This is a genomic window from Antarctobacter sp., assembly GCF_048262615.1.
Taxonomy (GTDB): Bacteria; Pseudomonadota; Alphaproteobacteria; order Rhodobacterales; family Rhodobacteraceae; genus Antarctobacter.
Genome location: NZ_JBLXFB010000006.1, coordinates 1 through 15,339 on the forward strand (window position 1 = coordinate 1; position 15,339 = coordinate 15,339).

15 protein-coding genes are annotated in these 15,339 nt (G+C 64.5%); 12 read left to right on the forward strand and 3 right to left on the reverse strand.

What is annotated here, in order from left to right; all coding sequences use genetic code 11:
* The coding region (locus ACN0S5_RS08260; protein WP_417207677.1) for an electron transfer flavoprotein subunit beta/FixA family protein at nucleotides 1-280 on the reverse strand (280 nt) is incomplete at its 3' end.
* 201 nt (nucleotides 281-481) lie between these two features.
* On the opposite strand from ACN0S5_RS08260, the gene ACN0S5_RS08265 reads away from it, so the two are divergent.
* The 6 genes from ACN0S5_RS08265 to ACN0S5_RS08290 all read left to right on the forward strand — a co-directional run bounded on the left by ACN0S5_RS08265 (nucleotide 482) and on the right by ACN0S5_RS08290 (nucleotide 6,969).
* Nucleotides 482-1,381 (forward strand): NAD(P)-dependent oxidoreductase, encoded by a 900-nt coding sequence (locus ACN0S5_RS08265; RefSeq protein WP_417207679.1) that lies wholly within the window; start codon nucleotides 482-484, stop codon nucleotides 1,379-1,381.
* A 126-nt stretch (nucleotides 1,382-1,507) separates the two neighbouring features.
* A complete protein-coding gene (locus ACN0S5_RS08270; protein WP_417207680.1) occupies nucleotides 1,508-3,151 on the forward strand; it encodes an acyl-CoA dehydrogenase family protein in 1,644 nt (547 codons plus the stop codon).
* Nucleotides 3,152-3,324: 173 nt separating this feature from the next.
* Nucleotides 3,325-3,639, forward strand: a complete 315-nt coding sequence (locus ACN0S5_RS08275; protein ID WP_417207681.1) for a carboxymuconolactone decarboxylase family protein — start codon at nucleotides 3,325-3,327, stop codon at nucleotides 3,637-3,639.
* 37 nt (nucleotides 3,640-3,676) lie between these two features.
* Nucleotides 3,677-4,390 (forward strand): alpha/beta fold hydrolase, encoded by a 714-nt coding sequence (locus tag ACN0S5_RS08280; protein ID WP_417207682.1) that lies wholly within the window; start codon nucleotides 3,677-3,679, stop codon nucleotides 4,388-4,390.
* Between the two features lie 183 nt (nucleotides 4,391-4,573).
* Nucleotides 4,574-6,049: an aldehyde dehydrogenase gene (locus tag ACN0S5_RS08285; protein WP_417207683.1), complete on the forward strand. Its 1,476-nt coding sequence runs from the start codon at nucleotides 4,574-4,576 to the stop codon at nucleotides 6,047-6,049.
* Between the two features lie 104 nt (nucleotides 6,050-6,153).
* Entirely contained in the window at nucleotides 6,154-6,969 is an 816-nt protein-coding gene (locus ACN0S5_RS08290) for a thioesterase family protein (RefSeq protein WP_417207684.1), read from the forward strand.
* A gap of 8 nt (nucleotides 6,970-6,977) precedes the next feature.
* Here ACN0S5_RS08290 and ACN0S5_RS08295 read toward each other — a convergent pair whose 3' ends face one another.
* The gene (locus tag ACN0S5_RS08295) at nucleotides 6,978-8,024 is read right to left on the reverse strand and encodes a zinc-dependent alcohol dehydrogenase family protein (RefSeq protein WP_417207685.1); all 1,047 of its coding nucleotides are present in this window, start codon (nucleotides 8,022-8,024) and stop codon (nucleotides 6,978-6,980) included.
* Nucleotides 8,025-8,088: 64 nt separating this feature from the next.
* A complete protein-coding gene (locus tag ACN0S5_RS08300) occupies nucleotides 8,089-8,853 on the reverse strand; it encodes an SDR family NAD(P)-dependent oxidoreductase (protein WP_417207686.1) in 765 nt (254 codons plus the stop codon).
* 381 nt (nucleotides 8,854-9,234) lie between these two features.
* Between ACN0S5_RS08300 and ACN0S5_RS08305 the strand changes: the two genes are divergently transcribed.
* The 6 genes from ACN0S5_RS08305 to ACN0S5_RS08330 all read left to right on the forward strand — a co-directional run bounded on the left by ACN0S5_RS08305 (nucleotide 9,235) and on the right by ACN0S5_RS08330 (nucleotide 15,317).
* The gene (locus ACN0S5_RS08305; RefSeq protein WP_417207687.1) at nucleotides 9,235-9,795 is read left to right on the forward strand and encodes a nuclear transport factor 2 family protein; all 561 of its coding nucleotides are present in this window, start codon (nucleotides 9,235-9,237) and stop codon (nucleotides 9,793-9,795) included.
* Nucleotides 9,796-9,817: 22 nt separating this feature from the next.
* On the forward strand, nucleotides 9,818-10,396 hold the full coding sequence (locus ACN0S5_RS08310) for a nuclear transport factor 2 family protein (RefSeq protein ID WP_417207927.1): 579 nt from the start codon (nucleotides 9,818-9,820) through the stop codon (nucleotides 10,394-10,396).
* Between the two features lie 653 nt (nucleotides 10,397-11,049).
* Nucleotides 11,050-12,120 (forward strand): TRAP transporter substrate-binding protein DctP, encoded by a 1,071-nt coding sequence (dctP, locus tag ACN0S5_RS08315; RefSeq protein WP_417207688.1) that lies wholly within the window; start codon nucleotides 11,050-11,052, stop codon nucleotides 12,118-12,120.
* A 137-nt stretch (nucleotides 12,121-12,257) separates the two neighbouring features.
* Nucleotides 12,258-13,328, forward strand: coding sequence for a TRAP transporter substrate-binding protein DctP (gene dctP, locus ACN0S5_RS08320; protein ID WP_417207689.1), 1,071 nt, complete (start codon nucleotides 12,258-12,260; stop codon nucleotides 13,326-13,328).
* 67 nt (nucleotides 13,329-13,395) lie between these two features.
* Nucleotides 13,396-14,016: a TRAP transporter small permease subunit gene (locus ACN0S5_RS08325; protein WP_417207690.1), complete on the forward strand. Its 621-nt coding sequence runs from the start codon at nucleotides 13,396-13,398 to the stop codon at nucleotides 14,014-14,016.
* Entirely contained in the window at nucleotides 14,016-15,317 is a 1,302-nt protein-coding gene (locus ACN0S5_RS08330) for a TRAP transporter large permease (protein ID WP_417207691.1), read from the forward strand. The genes ACN0S5_RS08325 and ACN0S5_RS08330 overlap by 1 nt, the downstream gene beginning before the upstream one ends.
* Nucleotides 15,318-15,339 lie beyond the last annotated feature (22 nt).

Sequence of the window (15,339 nt, forward strand, 5' to 3'; positions counted from 1 at the left end):
TGTGCACGTCGTCGGCGGCCACCACGAGGATGGCGCGGTCGGCGCCCATGGCCAGCGCGGTGCGCAGGGTTTCCTGGCTCTGCTTGACGCCGATGGAGACCGCGATGACCTCCTCGGCCTTGCCGGCCTCCTTGAGGCGAATGGCCTCTTCGACGGCGATTTCGTCGAAGGGGTTCATCGACATTTTCACGTTTGCCAGATCGACACCCGATCCGTCCGCCTTCACGCGAACTTTCACGTTGTAATCGATCACGCGCTTGACCGGGACGAGGATTTTCATGCGTGCCGCTCTCCTTGCACAATTGGGTCGACCATGAATGCGGGTAGCAGCTTCGACACCCTCGGTGAAGCCGGTGGATGCCTGCGCCAAGCGGAGCCATAGGCAGTGGCTATGGTGGTGGGGGCGGGGCGTTTGCGCCTCGGCAAGAACCGGGCGGCTGCGATAGTACTCTGTCAGGACGCCAAAAGGAGGAGGGCAGCGATGTCGATTGGATTTATCGGGCTGGGTGACATGGGTGGCGCATTGGCGCGACGGTTGCAGCTTTCGCACCCGCTTGTGGTCTTTGACCTGAACGCCGAAGCCATCGCAAGGCTGGAGGAGAAAGGGGCCACGGCCGCCAAAAGCCTGCCGCAGATGGCGGCCGATTGCGACACGATCTTTCTTTGCCTGCCGAAATCCGAACATGTGCGCCGCGCGATATTCGGCGCGGGCGGGCTGGCCGAAGGTCTGCGCCCCGGCACGCTCCTGATCGACCAGACCTCGGGCGATCCCAAGGAAACCCGCGACATGGCTCAGCGGCTGGCGGCGCGCGACGTGACCCTTGTCGACGCGCCGGTCAGCGGCGGCCCGGCCGGTGCCGATGCTGGCAAGATTTCGATCATGGTGGGTGCCGAGAAGACGGATTTCGCGACCGTTCTGCCGATCCTCAACAGCATCAGTCCCAACGTCTTCCACGCTGGTGGCAGCGGCACCGGGCATGCCATGAAACTGGTCAACAACCTGCTGTCGGGCGCGCAGCGGCTGCTGAGCCTCGAATGCCTCGCGCTGGCAAGCAACAGTGGCATCGCCCCGACCGACGCGGTGCGCATCCTGCTGGCCGGAGGGGCGCGCAATGTCTTTCTGGAAAGCCAGATCGGACCGATCATCGAGAAAGGCGAAATGAACGTCGGTTTCACGCTGGAGTTGATGCACAAAGACGTAGACCTGGCCTGCCGGGCGGGCAACGACGTCGGTATGCCGATGTTTTTTGGCGCCACCACGCGGGAGATGTACCGGCTTTGCATGACGCTTCTGGGCGGCGATCAAAGCGTCATGACCTCGGCCCTTGCCATCGACCAGATCTCGGGCAGCCGGATCGTGCCGGAGGGCGTGAAGGCCTGAGTCCGGCAAGACGGGACCGCCGGGCCTATGGCTGACGAAGCCTTTGCCTTTCGCCGCCTATGGGGCGGTTGATGTCCGGCGGGACCGGGTCTTAGAGCAGGGGGGAGCCAAGAAGGAGGGCTTCCCATGCTTGAGACCAAATCTGCGCTGAGCGCGCATCTTGACGGCCTGTCGCCGCTTCTTGACGGCTATGTCGCCCGCGCCAGGGCCGCTGTCGCCGCGCGGGTCATGCGGGAGGGCAAGGTCGACCGCGGGCTGGCGGATACCGAGCAGCGCGCGCTGCATGGGCTGGCATGGATCGGGGCCATTGCCGAGGCGATCCGGCAGGCGGCAGACTGGGGCCTTCGGCTGGAGGCGGCAGAGCGGATGCGTCGCGGCGAGGAGTTGACCCTGAGCATCGGTCTGGGCGAATACCTCGAACAATTGACCACTGGCATCGCGATGAGCCAGAATGAAGTGTTCCGACCTTCGGAGTTGGGCTTGGCCGACGCGGCGGCCGAGTTGCGTCGCGCCCCCGCCGTCGCCCATTGGCTGGAGGGCGGCAGCACCCCTGAAACACGGCAAGCGCTGCTGGCGCATCTGCGCGCCGACGGTGCCATCGACGAAAGCCTTGGCGACGAGACCCTCGACATGGTGCGCGATCAGTTTCGCCGGTTCTCGGAGGAACGGATCATGCCGTCGGCACAGGAATGGCATCTGAAGGACGACCTGATCCCCGACGGGATTGTCGCCGAGATGGCCGATTTGGGCACTTTCGGCGTCTGCATCGCCGAGGACTACGGTGGGCTTGGCATGGGCAAGCTGGCGATGTGTGTGGTGACCGAAGAACTCAGCCGCGCCTGGATCGCCGCCGGGTCGCTGGGCACCCGGTCGGAGATTGCAGGGGAGCTGATCTCACAGGGGGGATCCGACGACCAGAAGGCCGCGTGGCTGCCTTTGATCGCCACCGGCGAGGTGCTGCCCACCGCTGTCTTTACCGAACCAAACACCGGTTCTGACCTTGGCAGCGTGCGCACCCGCGCGCACCGGCAGGCAGACGGCGGCTGGCGGATCACCGGCAACAAGACCTGGATTACCCACGCCGCGCGGTCCGACCTGATGACGGTGCTGGCGCGTTCCAGCGAGGCACCGGGGTACGCCGGGTTGAGCATGTTTCTTGCGCCGAAGACGCGCGGCGACGATGCCGCTCCCTTTCCGACGCCGGGGATGACCGGGGGTGAGATTCCTGTGCTGGGCTATCGCGGCATGAAGGAATACGACATCGCCTTCGACGCCTTTCCGGTGCCGGCAGAGGGGCTGCTGGGTGGCGAAGAGGGGCAGGGCTTCAAGCAGTTGATGCAGACCTTCGAAGGTGCCCGGATACAGACCGCCGCCCGCGCCGTTGGCGTTGCCCGCAGGGCTTTTGAACTGGGCTATGCCTATGCCTGCGACCGCCAGCAGTTCGGGCAGGCCATCGTCGGCTTTCCGCGCATCGCCGACAAGCTGGCGGTGATGCTGGCCGAGACCGTGATGGCACGCGAGCTGACCTATTTCTCGGCGCGCGAAAAGGACAAGGACCGGCGCTGCGACATCGAGGCCGGCATGGCCAAGCTGCTCGCGGCGCGGGTGGCCTTTGCCAATGCCGACCTCGCCCTGCAAATCCATGGCGGCAACGGGTATGCGCTGGAGTTCGAAATCAGCCGCGTGTTCTGCGACGCGCGCATCCTCAACATCTTCGAGGGTGCGGCCGAAATCCAGGCCCAGGTGATCGGACGGGGCCTGCTGCGCTAGGGGTACGGGGCGGGTAGGCCCGCCCGGTGCGCATGGCCCCCAAAGGCCGCGCCTATGGTAGGCGGCACATGCGCCAACGGGCATTGCGGCAGTCAAAACTGCCTCGCTACAACAAGGAGGACGCGGGCGTCTGCCGATGCCCGCCGGACCCGCAGACAGCGAAAGGATATCCCATGGAAGAACCGGATTTCTACAAGGCCGTGCCTGAACTCGCGCGACTGCGCAACGACGTGCTCTACGCCGACGTTTGGCAACAACCCGAACTGTCACCGCGCGACCGCAGCCTTGTGACATGCGCGATCCTTGGTGCGCTGGGCAAGAACGCCGAGTTGGCCCATCACATGCAGAACGCAGTGAACAACGGCGTCACCCCGGACGAGCTGCGCGGCCTCGTGGTGCAGCTTGCCTTTTACGCCGGCTGGCCCTGCGGCGTGAACACCGCCAAGGCCGGGTTGCCGATCTTTCAGGGAGACGGCAAGGCCCAATAGGGTCCGCTGTCGCGAAGCAGATACGGGAAGGGCGGGCATGACCGGCAAGACATTCGTTCTGATCCACGGCGGCTTTCACGGCGGCTGGTGCTGGAAGGCGGTGGCCCGCCGCCTGCGGGCGCTCGGTCATGAGGTTCACACGCCCAGCCATACCGGCATGGGTGAGCGGGCGCATCTGGCGGCCGGGGCCATGGGTATGGCGACCTTCGAAGAAGACCTGCTGAGGCTTTTCCACTACGAGGACATCACCGATGCGGTTGTCGTGGGACACAGTTTCGGGGGCTCTGCGGTCTCTATCCTGGCCGACCGCCTGCCCGACCGGGTGCGCCATCTGGTCTATCTTGACGCGATGGTGCTTCAGGACGGACAGAGCCCGCTGGACACCGCGCCGCCGGGCCGGATCGAGCAGTACCGCGCCAACGCGGTGGATACCGCCAATGGCAAGGTCATCCCCCCTGCCGATCCCGCCGCCTTCGGGATCGCGGACCCGCAAATGGCGGAATGGGTGCGCGCGCGGCTGACACCGCAGCCGCTACAGACTTTCCTCGACCCCATTCATCTTGCTCATCCGTTGGGCAATGGCCTACCCGCAACCTATATCGCCTGCACCCAACCCTGGTGGAGCGGCACCGGGTCATCGCGCGACCTGGCAAGGAAAATGCCCGGCTGGGACTGGGTCGAGCTGCCCTGCGGACATGACGCCATGCTGCTTTTGCCGGACGAACTGAGCGACATTCTCGCCGCAATTTGACCGTGGCCACCCCGCAGCAGGGCGCAGCCTCCGGGCTGTCAAGACGGATTGGCCGTTGCCGTCGGACACCGTTTCCGGTTCCGCAATCGCCCTTTGGTCAAGGGCGCGCACACATTTGCCACGCGGCATTCGCGGCGTGGCCTTGGCGGTCGGGTTCGGCCGCAGGCAGTTGGGAGCATCGCCATGAGCTGGCAGAAACACGAAGGCACACTTTTCATCGACGGGACTTGGCAAAAGCCCGAGGGCGGCGGTCGCATTGGCGTCATCTCGCCTTTCACCGAGCAGGAAATCGCGGTCGTCGCCAGCGCCTCGCGGGCCGACATTGACAAGGCCGTCGCGGCGGCCCGCCGGGCCTATGACCAAGGCCCATGGCCCCGCCTGTCAGTCGAAGAGCGCATCGAGGCGATCAAGCGGCTGCGGGCGGTGTTCGAGCGGCGGAAAGAAGACATGGCGCAGGTGATCACCGCCGAGATGGGTTGCCCGATCACCCAGTCGCGCAGCATCCAGACGACGGTGCCACTGATGATGTTCGACGAACAGTGCCAGATCGCCGCTGAAAGCTATCCCTGGACGGAGCTGCGCCGCTCCGCCTCTGGGAACGCGCTGGTGCGGCGCTACGGAAAGGGGGTGGCGGCGCTGATCACACCTTGGAACGCACCGATGATGACGACGGTCCAAAAGCTCGGCCCGGCGCTGCTTGCGGGATGTACCGTGGTCCTGAAACCGGCCTCGCTGGCGCCGCTCAGCGCCTATATTCTGGCCGAGATGATCGAGGAGGCGGGCCTGCCCGAGGGGGTGGTCAACGTCGTGACCTGTGACCGCGTCGAGGCCGAATACCTTGTGCTCCACCCCGGCGTCGACAAGGTGACTTTCACCGGCTCGACCGGCGCGGGGCGTCATCTGGCGGCGAAATGCGGCGGCCTTCTGCGTCCGATCACGCTGGAACTGGGCGGCAAGTCCGCGGGCATCATCCTCGACGATGCAGATATTCCCGCCGCCGTCGAGGCGATGCGGCTGCTGTCGTTCCGCAACTCTGGCCAGATCTGCACCCTGAAGACCCGAGTGCTGGTGTCGACGACCCGCGAAGCCGAGGTGGTGGAGGCCCTGGCCGATATGATCCGCTCGATGCCGATCGGTGATCCGGGCGATGCGGCAACCCACATCGGCCCGATGGTCAGCGAAAAGCAACAGCAGAGCGTCACGGGCTACATCGAGGCCGGCATCGCGCAGACCGGCGCGCCGGTGGTCGGCGGTCTCGGCCGTCCCGAGGGGCTGAACCACGGTTGGTTCGTGCGGCCGACGCTCTTTGCCGGAGTCGACCAGAACGACCGTATCGCGCAGGAAGAGATCTTCGGCCCGGTCTTGTCGGTCATTGCCTATGACAACGAGGATGACGCGGTGGCGATTGCCAACAACTCGGTCTTCGGGCTCAGCGGTTCCGTCTTTTCCGGCGATACAGAGCGCGCCATTGCCGTGGCCGAGCGGGTCCGCACCGGAGTGCTGGAGGTCAACGGCGCGCCCTTCGGCTTTCACGCGCCCTTTGGGGGCGTGAAGCAATCCGGCATCGGGCGCGAAAGCGGCTGGGAAGGCTTCGAGCCCTATGTGGAACTTCAATCCATCGGAGTGCCGAAGGACTACGCCACCTCGCAGGTCGCCTGATAATGTGCGCTCGGCTGTCGCGCGGACATAGAAGCGCGACAGCCGGGACAGTTGCCCGGTCGGGTAGGGAGCGATCCGCCCGACAGGATCAAACCGGAGGCGTCATGCACCAGGCCAATGGACGGCCGACTTTTCATGGCCGGGTGGAAAGCTGGGAGTGCGATTTCAATGGCCATTGGAACACCCGGTTCTATTGCCGCAGCTTCCAGACCGCCGCCGAAGTGGCCGCTGCGCTGGATGGTCGACCTAACCGCGACGAGGTCGTGGTGACGGGTCGCCACATGCGCTTTCACCGCGAATTGCTCTGCAACGAAGCCTTTGCGATTGGCTCTTTCGTACAGAACGTCGCGGGCACTGCTGTCACCGTGCATCACCTGCACCGCCACGGGCAGATGCTGGCCACGTCGGTGGACGACGGACTGCCGCCCAACGCGACCCTGCCGCCGTTGCCGGGGGCGCTGGCCGCGCGGGTCGGGCCGCGTGGCCTGACGGGGCTGGCGGACGCATGGCGGCCCGATCCGGAGGCGGGGGACGTGATCGAACTGGGTCCGGTACGGCACGATGAGGTGGCCAAAGACGGCACGCTGGAGTTCAACGCCGCGATCGCGCGGCTTGGGCCCGTTTCGCATCATGTTCTGGCAGGCCTTGGGTTCACGCATGAATTCACCGTCAAAACCGGCATCGGCCGGATGCTGGTGGAACTGCGCTACAGGCGGCTTGGTCCCTGCGGGCCGCAGGATTTTTTGCGCGGCAGCGGGCGGCTGGTGGCGTCGGGCGGCAAATCCTTTGTCACGGCAAACCTGCTGAGCACCCATCGCGGGACCCCGGTGGCGCTGTTCGAGACCTGTCTGCTGGCGGTGGATCTTGGGACGCGACGGGCCACCGAGGTTCCGGCGTTTGTGTTGCGCACCCCACCCTGAACCGGGCGTCAGAGACCCGGTTTGTCAGCCTCGGGTCCGGTGATGGCAACGCAGATGTTGCCAAAGCCTTCGTGGCGGTCCAGCGCCCGAAACGCCTTTGGTGCATCGTCGAACGCAAAGACCTGCCCCACAACCGGGTGGATTCGGTGATACGCCAGCGCACGGTTCATCGACTCAAAAGCCTGTTTGGATCCGACCGAGACCGATTGCATCGTCAGCCGCTTGCTGAGCACGAAGGGCAGAAACAACGGGGCCTCGTTGCCGGTCACGTTGCCGATGAGGATGACAACGCCGCCGGGGCGGGTGGCCTTGAGCGAATCGTTCAATGTCCGCGCGCCGCCAAGCTCCAGCACCCGGTCGCAGCCGATGCCGTCGGTCGCCTTGCGCGCGGCACGCGACCATTCGGGCTGTACAGAACGGTCGATCACCATGTCCGCGCCCATCTGTTGCAGCCGGGCGGCGCGGTCCGCCGAAGAGGTGGTCATGATGACGCGGGCCCCGGCGGCCTTGGCCAGTTGCAGCGCCATCAGCGCCACCCCGCCGGAGCCGAGGATCAGCACCGTCTCGCCGCTGCGCAGCGGTGACGGTTCCTGTAGGGCGCTCCATGCGGTCAGACCGGCGCAGGGCAGGGTTGCGGCCTCGTTGTCGCTCAAATGCGCGGGCACCTGCACCACCGCCGAGGCAGGCACCACCAGATGCGTGGTCAGAGTGCCGTCCAGCGGCCCGCCCAGTCGACGGGTGACCAGATCCACCGGCGGCGCGCCGCCGGGCCAGTTGAGGAAAAAGCAGGGCGAGACGCGATCGCCCTCGGCCAGATCGCTGACCTCATTGCCCAGCTTTGCGATCCGGCCCACGCCATCGGAGAGTGGCACCAGCGGCGGTTGCACCGCGCGCCCGTGTTTGCCGTCGATCACCACCAGATCGCGGTAATTGAGCGCGGCGGCGCGCATCTCTATCAGTACGTCGCGCGGGCCGGGGACGGGTATGGGGGCCTCGATCCGGCGCAGGTTGTCCAGCCCGAAGCCGTCGGTCAGCGACCAGGAGTGCTTGGTCATCAGGTTCTCCTATTTCGGGAAATTGCCACAGGCCCCCCGGCACCGGCACCGCTGTTCCCAGCGCTCAGAAAGAGGGCGCGCCAGCGGTGAGGCCGCCATCCACCGGCAACACACAGCCGGTCATGAAGCTGGAATCGTCCGACAGCAGAAAGGCGATCACCGCGGCGATCTCGGCGGGTTGTCCCTCACGGCCAATGGGATGCGCGGCGCGGATCCGCGCGGCGTTTGCGGGGTCCTCGAACATCGGCGCGGTCATCGGCGTGTAAATCATACCGGGCGCGATGCAGTTGGCGCGAATGCCGCTCTTGCCCATTTCCAGCGCCACGCCACGGGTCAGGCCGACGACCCCATGTTTGGCCGATACATAGGACAGCCGGTTCGGCACCGCTTCTACACCAGCCTGCGATGAGATATTGACGATGGCACCGGGCCGTCCGGCCTGTGTCGCGTAGCGGCAGAACGCTTGGCAGGTGTTCAGGCTGCCAGTCAGATTTACCCTCAGGTTCAGGTCCCAGACGTCGCGGGTGGTGTCGGTGATGCTGCCGACTCCGCGCACCCCGGCGCAATTCACCACGCCGTCAAGCGCACCAAACCGGTCGACGGCGCGCGCCGTCAGCGCCTCCACCGCCTCGGCGTCGCCGATATCGACAGCCTCGGCCATGGCGCGGTCCTTCCCCGCGCCAGCCGCGCCGAGCGCGGCACGGGCGGCCTCGGCGTCAAGGTCGACCGACACGACATTGGCACCCTCGTCGCAGAGGCGCTGAACGGTCGCGGCGCCAATGCCACTGGCGCCGCCGGTGATGATGTAGGTGCGTCCCTCGAATCGCATATTGCTCTCCCTTGTCGGTCTTGGTGGCACGCGGCATCAAGGCGTCGTGCCTCTGTGTCGGTGAACCATGGTCGCGGTCCGGGCGACTGCATCGGCCGCGTGGCCAACGCGCCCGTGGACCGCCGTTTGCCCTGCGATCCTAGGATGGTCGGCGTGGCACACGAAAGGCATGTCCGTCGCAGGGGCGCACAGCATCGACGCAGACTGGAGCCGTTATAGCCTGCCCCTTTCTGCACCCGCTTTCAGGCCATCATTCGGGGGAGCAGAGCATAGGCAAATGCTGTGGGCAGTATAGCGTCTGACAAACTTGTGGTTCGCAAGGCTGGTGCCGAGACTGCGGGCACCGCCCGAAAGGGGCCGCACGCAATGGATACACAGCGCATGACAGCACAGGACCTGAGCCGGGACTTCGATCCCGCCGCGCTGGCGGGGATCGTGGCCAGACAGGCCATCTGGGATTGTCTCTTGCGCTACATCCGCGGCGTCGACCGGATGGATCAGGTGTTGATCCGCGCCGCCATTTGGGAGGACGCGCGCATCACCCACGGGCCGGTCAGCGGCGGCGTCGAGGATTTCATCGCTGGCTGGCACCCGGCGCAGGCGGCGCGCGATGTCAGTTTCCACCATGTCTCGAACCAGACCGTCGAACTGGACGGAGCGCAGGCGCATTGCGAGGCCTATTTCATGGCGGCGTTGCGCAAGACAGGGGCGGAGAAGCTTGAGATGGTTGGCGGGCGATACATCGACCTGTTCGAACGGCGCGACACCACATGGCGGATCAAGACCCGCCTGGTGCTGCTCGACTGGCAGGGGTTGCTTGACGCAAGCCAGATGGAGACCCGTCTTGCCACCCGGCATCGCGGCAGCCGTGACGCAACCGACCCGTCTTATGAACGTCCGGTGCGCCCGCGCAAGAGGATCGACACCCCATGGGAGCCGTAGGAGGGCTGGCAACTTGGACAACATGACGGAAACCGACAGGATCGCAGAACTGCAACGCCGGATCGAGGCGCTCGACAGGGAAGTGACCCGGCAACGCGACTGCGAAGAAATTCGCCAGGCGATGTATGCCTATGCACGTGGCGTCGATCGCGCCGATGCGGCGCTGTTCGAGGCGGCGTTTCACGATGACGCCTATGACGACCACGGCAATTTTCGTGGCGACAAGGCGCAGACCGTGGCGACCCTGCGGCGCAGCGGCCAGAACCCCGAGGTCAAGGCCTCGATGCACCATATCGGCAACATCCTGATCGACCTTGAGGGAAATTTTGCCAATGTCGAAAGCTATTTCGTCGCCTATCAGCGCCGGGAGGTGGGCGACAGGACCTATACCCGCAGCCGGGCCGGGCGTTATCTGGATCGCTTCGAAAAGCGTGACGGTCGCTGGCGTGTGCTGCGCCGTCGGGTGGTCGACGATTGGAGCCGCTTGGACGAGGTCGGCCAGACGGCGCGCGAAGTCGGCCCCGAGAATACACTGTGCACCCGTGACCGCCACGATGCCTCCTATGAGATGGAAGGCTTCGCGCAGCGCCACATCGGGTGACGACCCACAGCCGAGCATCGGGCGGGCACGGCTTGGCGGTCAGCCATAGTTGGTCCGCCTGTTGCAGGCATCGACGCTGTATGCGGCCCCGTGCGGGGCGGTGCGGGCTGGCGTCTGTTGCGGACGTGATGACCCGGCCGGGGCGACGTGTGGCGCGACGCCGTTGCGCTGGTCCAATCTGGCCCAGTCTGGCCTGATCGCCTCTTGTCCGCATCCTTGCGCTGCCATGTGGGCCTGCCGGGACTCGCGTCAACGCGGTCTCGCCCGGAAGGATTGCGACCGTAGCGGCGCGCGGATCTCGGCCGCGGTCTGGCCACATCGGCGGGCCCTCAACCATGGTCGCTGCAATTGTCAAACTGGGGCCGTCGTTGTCTCTGGACGGGACGGGGTCATCCAGGGGGCCGCGTTTCTTGACCTTTGCAAGCGGCGCAACAGACCGGAACACAGGTGCCGACCCGCGAAAGGGTGCCCTGACAACATAAAGGCAAAACCGATACCTTCCCCTACCGTGACCCTAACGCAAAGGAAAAGGGCACGACCGAAGTGCAAACGGATGTTAGCAATTTTCCACGGCTCGGCGCCGCTGCGGGAATGGCGTGGCAAGCGAGGGCACAGGAAATGCCATAGGCATTTGCGGATATCGGGAGGAAAAGATGGTCCAGATCCACAAAGCAACAAACACACTCGCGGCGGCCACACTGATCACGACTTTTGGGGCAGGGGCGGCGCTGGCCGAGCTCGACCGCGTGAAGTTTGAGGTCGTCACCGGCAACCATGTTGACACCTTCACTCAGGAACTTGCCCTGCCGTTCTTCAACGAATGGCTGGCAGAGCGTTCGGACGGCAAGATCACCGGCAACGCGGTGCCCTATACCGAACTTGGGCTCAGCGGTTACGAGATCATGAACCTGCTGAAACTTGGCACCAACGACATCAGCAACTCGGTCATCGGGTACATGTCCAGCGACAGCCCCAATGTCGAGGGTCTGGAACTGCCCGGTCTGACCGGCGACCTGACGCTGTTCCGCGAGGCGCAGGCAGCCTATCGCCCGCTGATCGCCCGCGAGCTGTCCGAGAACTGGAACGCCAGACTGCTGCTGTTCTACACCCACCCGAAGTTGCAGGCCTTCTGCAACCTGCCCGAGTCCGAGGCCGCCGATTTCAGCCTTGATACCATTCAGGACAAGAAAATCCGGGTCCACAGCACATCCTTTGCGGATTTCGTCGAAGGCATGGGTGCGGTTCCAGTCACCATGTCCTTTGCCGACGTGATTCCCTCACTGGAACGCGGCGTTCTGGATTGCGCCATCACCTCGCCGACGGCGGCCTATGGTTCCGGAATGTTTCAGGTGACGAACTACGTCGTCGACATTCCGGCTGGCTACTCGACCCAGCTTTACGCGATGAACAATGATACGTGGACCGGGCTGAACGACGAGACCCAGGCCTTTTTGACCGAACAATTCGCAGAACTGGAGCAGCAGTTGCACGACATGACCGACCGCGATACCGCGCAATCCGCTGCCTGCCTTGGCGACGGTCCCTGCGAACGGGGCAAGCCGGGCGGCATGGGCCTGCTGACGCTCAGCGAGGCCGATGGGGCCGCGCTGAAAGAGGTGGTTGAATCCACGGTGCTGACCCGCTGGACCAAGCGTTGCGGGGCCGAGTGCGCCACCGAGTGGAATGAGACCATGGGTGCGATCCTTGGCATGACCGCCCAATAACCGCCGAACATTTAGCACCGGCGGTCAGGTTCGCCGACGCCGATCCGACACGGCCACATACCGCAGCGCATGGCGCGCTGCGTGACCGGCCCGTCGCATTGTCGCCTCCGGGCGTAAGACATCAGGAGAGCATCAAGATGAACACCCACATGCTGCGTCATGTCCTTGGACTGGGCGCTGTCGTCATTGCCATGGGGACTGCGCCGGTCACCGCCGAGCTTGCAGAAAAACGCCTTGAGGTCATCGTCGGCAATCACACCGACGCCTTCACCCGCGACCATCAGTTGCCGTTCTATAACGAGACGCTGCCACAGGCCTCGGGTGGGGCGATCACCGCCCGCGCGGTGCCCTACACCGAACTCGGCCTGACCGGCTTCGAGATCATGAACCTGCTCCGCCTCGGCACCAATGACATCAGTTGGGGTGTGGTCGGCTACATCTCGGGCGACAGTCCGCTTGCCGAAGGTCTGGACCTGCCCGGCCTGACCAGCGACCCCAAGGTCGCCTACCAACTGGTCGATGTCTATTCCCCGATCATCGCCGCAGAGCTTGAAGACAAGTTCAACGCCAAGCTGCTGTCAATCACGCTTTATCCGCAGCTTCAGGCCTTCTGCAAACTGTCGGAAGCAGAGATGCAGGATTTCACACTGGAAACGCTGCGCGGCAAGAACATCCGGGTACATGCCAAGGCCTTTTCCGACCTCGTGGAAAGCTTTGGAGGCGTGCCGGTGACCATGGGGTTTGGTGACGTGATCCCGGCGCTGGAACGCGGCGTGCTCGATTGTGCCATCACCTCTTCCTACGTCGCCTATGGCTTCAACATGGGGCAGGTGGCCAATGCCATCCTTGACCTGCCGGCCTTTGCCAACTTCTTCACCGCCGCCAACCTGGATGTCTGGAACGACCTTGACGACGAGACGCAAAGCTTTCTGACCACGCAGTTTGCCGCTCTGGACGCCAGCCTGCGCGAAGAGACCGAGAACAGCACCATCGTCGGCGGCAATTGCCTGCGCGACGGACCCTGTCCGCTGGGCGAACCCTCTGGGATGAAGCTGCTGAACCTGAGTGTGGCAGAGACCGAAACGCTGCGCTCGGGCATTCGCGAGACCGTGCTTACGCGCTGGGTCGAACGTTGCGGCAAGGGCTGCGCCGCCCAGTGGGACGCAACAATCGGCGAAATCCTCGGGGTTTCGCTGGACGGCAAATAACCCCCTCCCCGACGCCCTGTCCGGAAAAACCGGGCGGGGTCATGCGACTTGTCCTGAAGGATCGGATATGAGCCTGAATATTGTCCATGCGCGGCTGGAGGGCGTGGCGCGCTTCGCGGCCCTCGTCGGCGGCTTGGGAATCATCGTCATCGCCGTGATGGTGACGATGGACGTCCTGCTGCGAAAATTCTTCAACACCACTTTGGGCGGCGCCACGGAAATGTCGGGCTTCATCTTCGCCATCGGCACCGCGCTGTCCTACCCTTACGTGCTGTTCGACCGCGCAAACATCCGCATCGACGTGGTCTATTCACTGGTTTCGTCGCGCATCCGCGCCGGTCTCGACCTGCTGGCGTTGCTGTTGCTGCTCTACTTCGTCTCGATGCTGACGCTGTCGGTGGCCGGGGTCTTCGTCAAATCCTGGGAAGGCAACTCGATGAGCATCGGTGTGGTCAACGTCCGGCTCTGGATCCCGCAACTGTTCTGGATGATCGGCTACGTGCTGTTTTCCGCCACCGCGCTGCTGCTGACGGTCTTCGCGGTGGCTGCACTGGTCCGGCGCGACTACGCGACGGTCAACCGGGTCGCCGGCGTGCCCAGCGTCGAGGAAACAATCGAAGAAGAAACCTACATCACGCCGGATCATCCGGCCGAATCCACGCGCCCGGAAGACGAGGAAAAACACTGATGCCCGCAGTCTGGATCGTCATCGCGATTGTCATATTGCTGTCCGCCGCGGTGCCCGTCGGCGCGGTTCTTGGGGTGCTCGCCTTCGGCCTCGACGACCTCTACATGGCCGGGCGGCTGGAGCGCGCCATCGGCAACATCTACTGGGAAAAGAGCATCGATTTCCTGCTCATCTCGGCACCGCTCTTTATCATGCTGGGCGAAATCATGCTGCGCGCCGGGATCGCCCGCAAGATGTACAATGCCGTGGCCAAGTGGCTGACCTGGCTGCCGGGCGGCCTGATGCACGCCAATATCGGCACCTGTGCGCTGTTTGCCGCCACCTCGGGGTCCTCGGTGGCCACGACAGCGACTATCGGCGTTGCCGCCTACCCCGAGATCGAGCGCAACAAGTACAACGAAAGCCTGTTCATGGGCTCGTTGGCCGCAGGCGGCACGCTGGGCATCCTGATCCCGCCCTCGGTCGGCCTTATCCTCTACGGCGTGCTGACGGAAACCTCGATCCCCGAGCTCTACCTCGCCGGTTTTATCCCCGGCATGTTGCTGGCGCTGACCTTCATGGTTGTGATCTTTGTGGCCTGTGTCTTCAAAAGCAGCTGGGGCGGCACCCGGATCAAGACGTCCTGGCGTGAACGTTTTGCCAGCCTGCCCGATTTGGCCGGGCCGGTGGTTCTGTTCCTTGCGGTTGTGGGGTCGATCTATGCCGGCATCGCCACCCCGACAGAGGCCGCCGCCGTGGGGGTCTGCATGGCGTTGCTGCTGGCCGCTGCAAACCGCACCCTGAACTGGCAGATGATCTCTGAGGCCGCCGTCGGCACCATGAAGACCACGGCGATGATCATGTTCATCGTGCTGGCGGCGCTGTTCCTGAACTTTATCTTCGCCTTCATGGGCGTCACCAAGGCGATGCTCGGGGTCATTGCCGATCTGGGCCTGACCCCGGTGGAGACCATGCTGATCATCGTCGCGTTCTACATCCTGCTGGGGATGTTCATGGAGACGCTGTCGATGATGCTGACGACGATCCCCATCGTCTTCCCGATTGTGGTGCAACTTGGCGAGGCGGAATTCACCGGCGTCTGGTTCGGTATCCTGATCACCATTCTGATGGAAGCCGGGCTGATCACCCCGCCGATTGGCATGAACCTTTATGTGGCGCAGGGCATCCGCAGCCGTGGCGGCAAGTTCAGCGACGTGGCCATTGGCGCGCTGCCGTTCCTTTTGCCGATGCTGTTTCTGGCGATTTTGCTGATCGCCTATCCCTCGATCGCCACATGGCTGCCCGACCTGGTCTACCGTTGATCCTTTCAGCGGCCCCCACGCG

Coding starts and splice junctions, on each gene's coding strand:
- ACN0S5_RS08275 (WP_417207681.1), top strand. CDS start 3,325: ATGGAAGAACCGGATTTCTACAAGGCCGTGCCTGAACTCGCGCGACTG.
- ACN0S5_RS08295 (WP_417207685.1), bottom strand. CDS start 8,024: ATGACCAAGCACTCCTGGTCGCTGACCGACGGCTTCGGGCTGGACAAC.
- ACN0S5_RS08305 (WP_417207687.1), top strand. CDS start 9,235: ATGACAGCACAGGACCTGAGCCGGGACTTCGATCCCGCCGCGCTGGCG.
- ACN0S5_RS08280 (WP_417207682.1), top strand. CDS start 3,677: ATGACCGGCAAGACATTCGTTCTGATCCACGGCGGCTTTCACGGCGGC.
- dctP (WP_417207688.1), top strand. CDS start 11,050: ATGGTCCAGATCCACAAAGCAACAAACACACTCGCGGCGGCCACACTG.
- ACN0S5_RS08285 (WP_417207683.1), top strand. CDS start 4,574: ATGAGCTGGCAGAAACACGAAGGCACACTTTTCATCGACGGGACTTGG.
- ACN0S5_RS08265 (WP_417207679.1), top strand. CDS start 482: ATGTCGATTGGATTTATCGGGCTGGGTGACATGGGTGGCGCATTGGCG.
- dctP (WP_417207689.1), top strand. CDS start 12,258: ATGAACACCCACATGCTGCGTCATGTCCTTGGACTGGGCGCTGTCGTC.
- ACN0S5_RS08310 (WP_417207927.1), top strand. CDS start 9,818: ATGACGGAAACCGACAGGATCGCAGAACTGCAACGCCGGATCGAGGCG.
- ACN0S5_RS08330 (WP_417207691.1), top strand. CDS start 14,016: ATGCCCGCAGTCTGGATCGTCATCGCGATTGTCATATTGCTGTCCGCC.
- ACN0S5_RS08325 (WP_417207690.1), top strand. CDS start 13,396: ATGAGCCTGAATATTGTCCATGCGCGGCTGGAGGGCGTGGCGCGCTTC.
- ACN0S5_RS08270 (WP_417207680.1), top strand. CDS start 1,508: ATGCTTGAGACCAAATCTGCGCTGAGCGCGCATCTTGACGGCCTGTCG.
- ACN0S5_RS08290 (WP_417207684.1), top strand. CDS start 6,154: ATGCACCAGGCCAATGGACGGCCGACTTTTCATGGCCGGGTGGAAAGC.
- ACN0S5_RS08300 (WP_417207686.1), bottom strand. CDS start 8,853: ATGCGATTCGAGGGACGCACCTACATCATCACCGGCGGCGCCAGTGGC.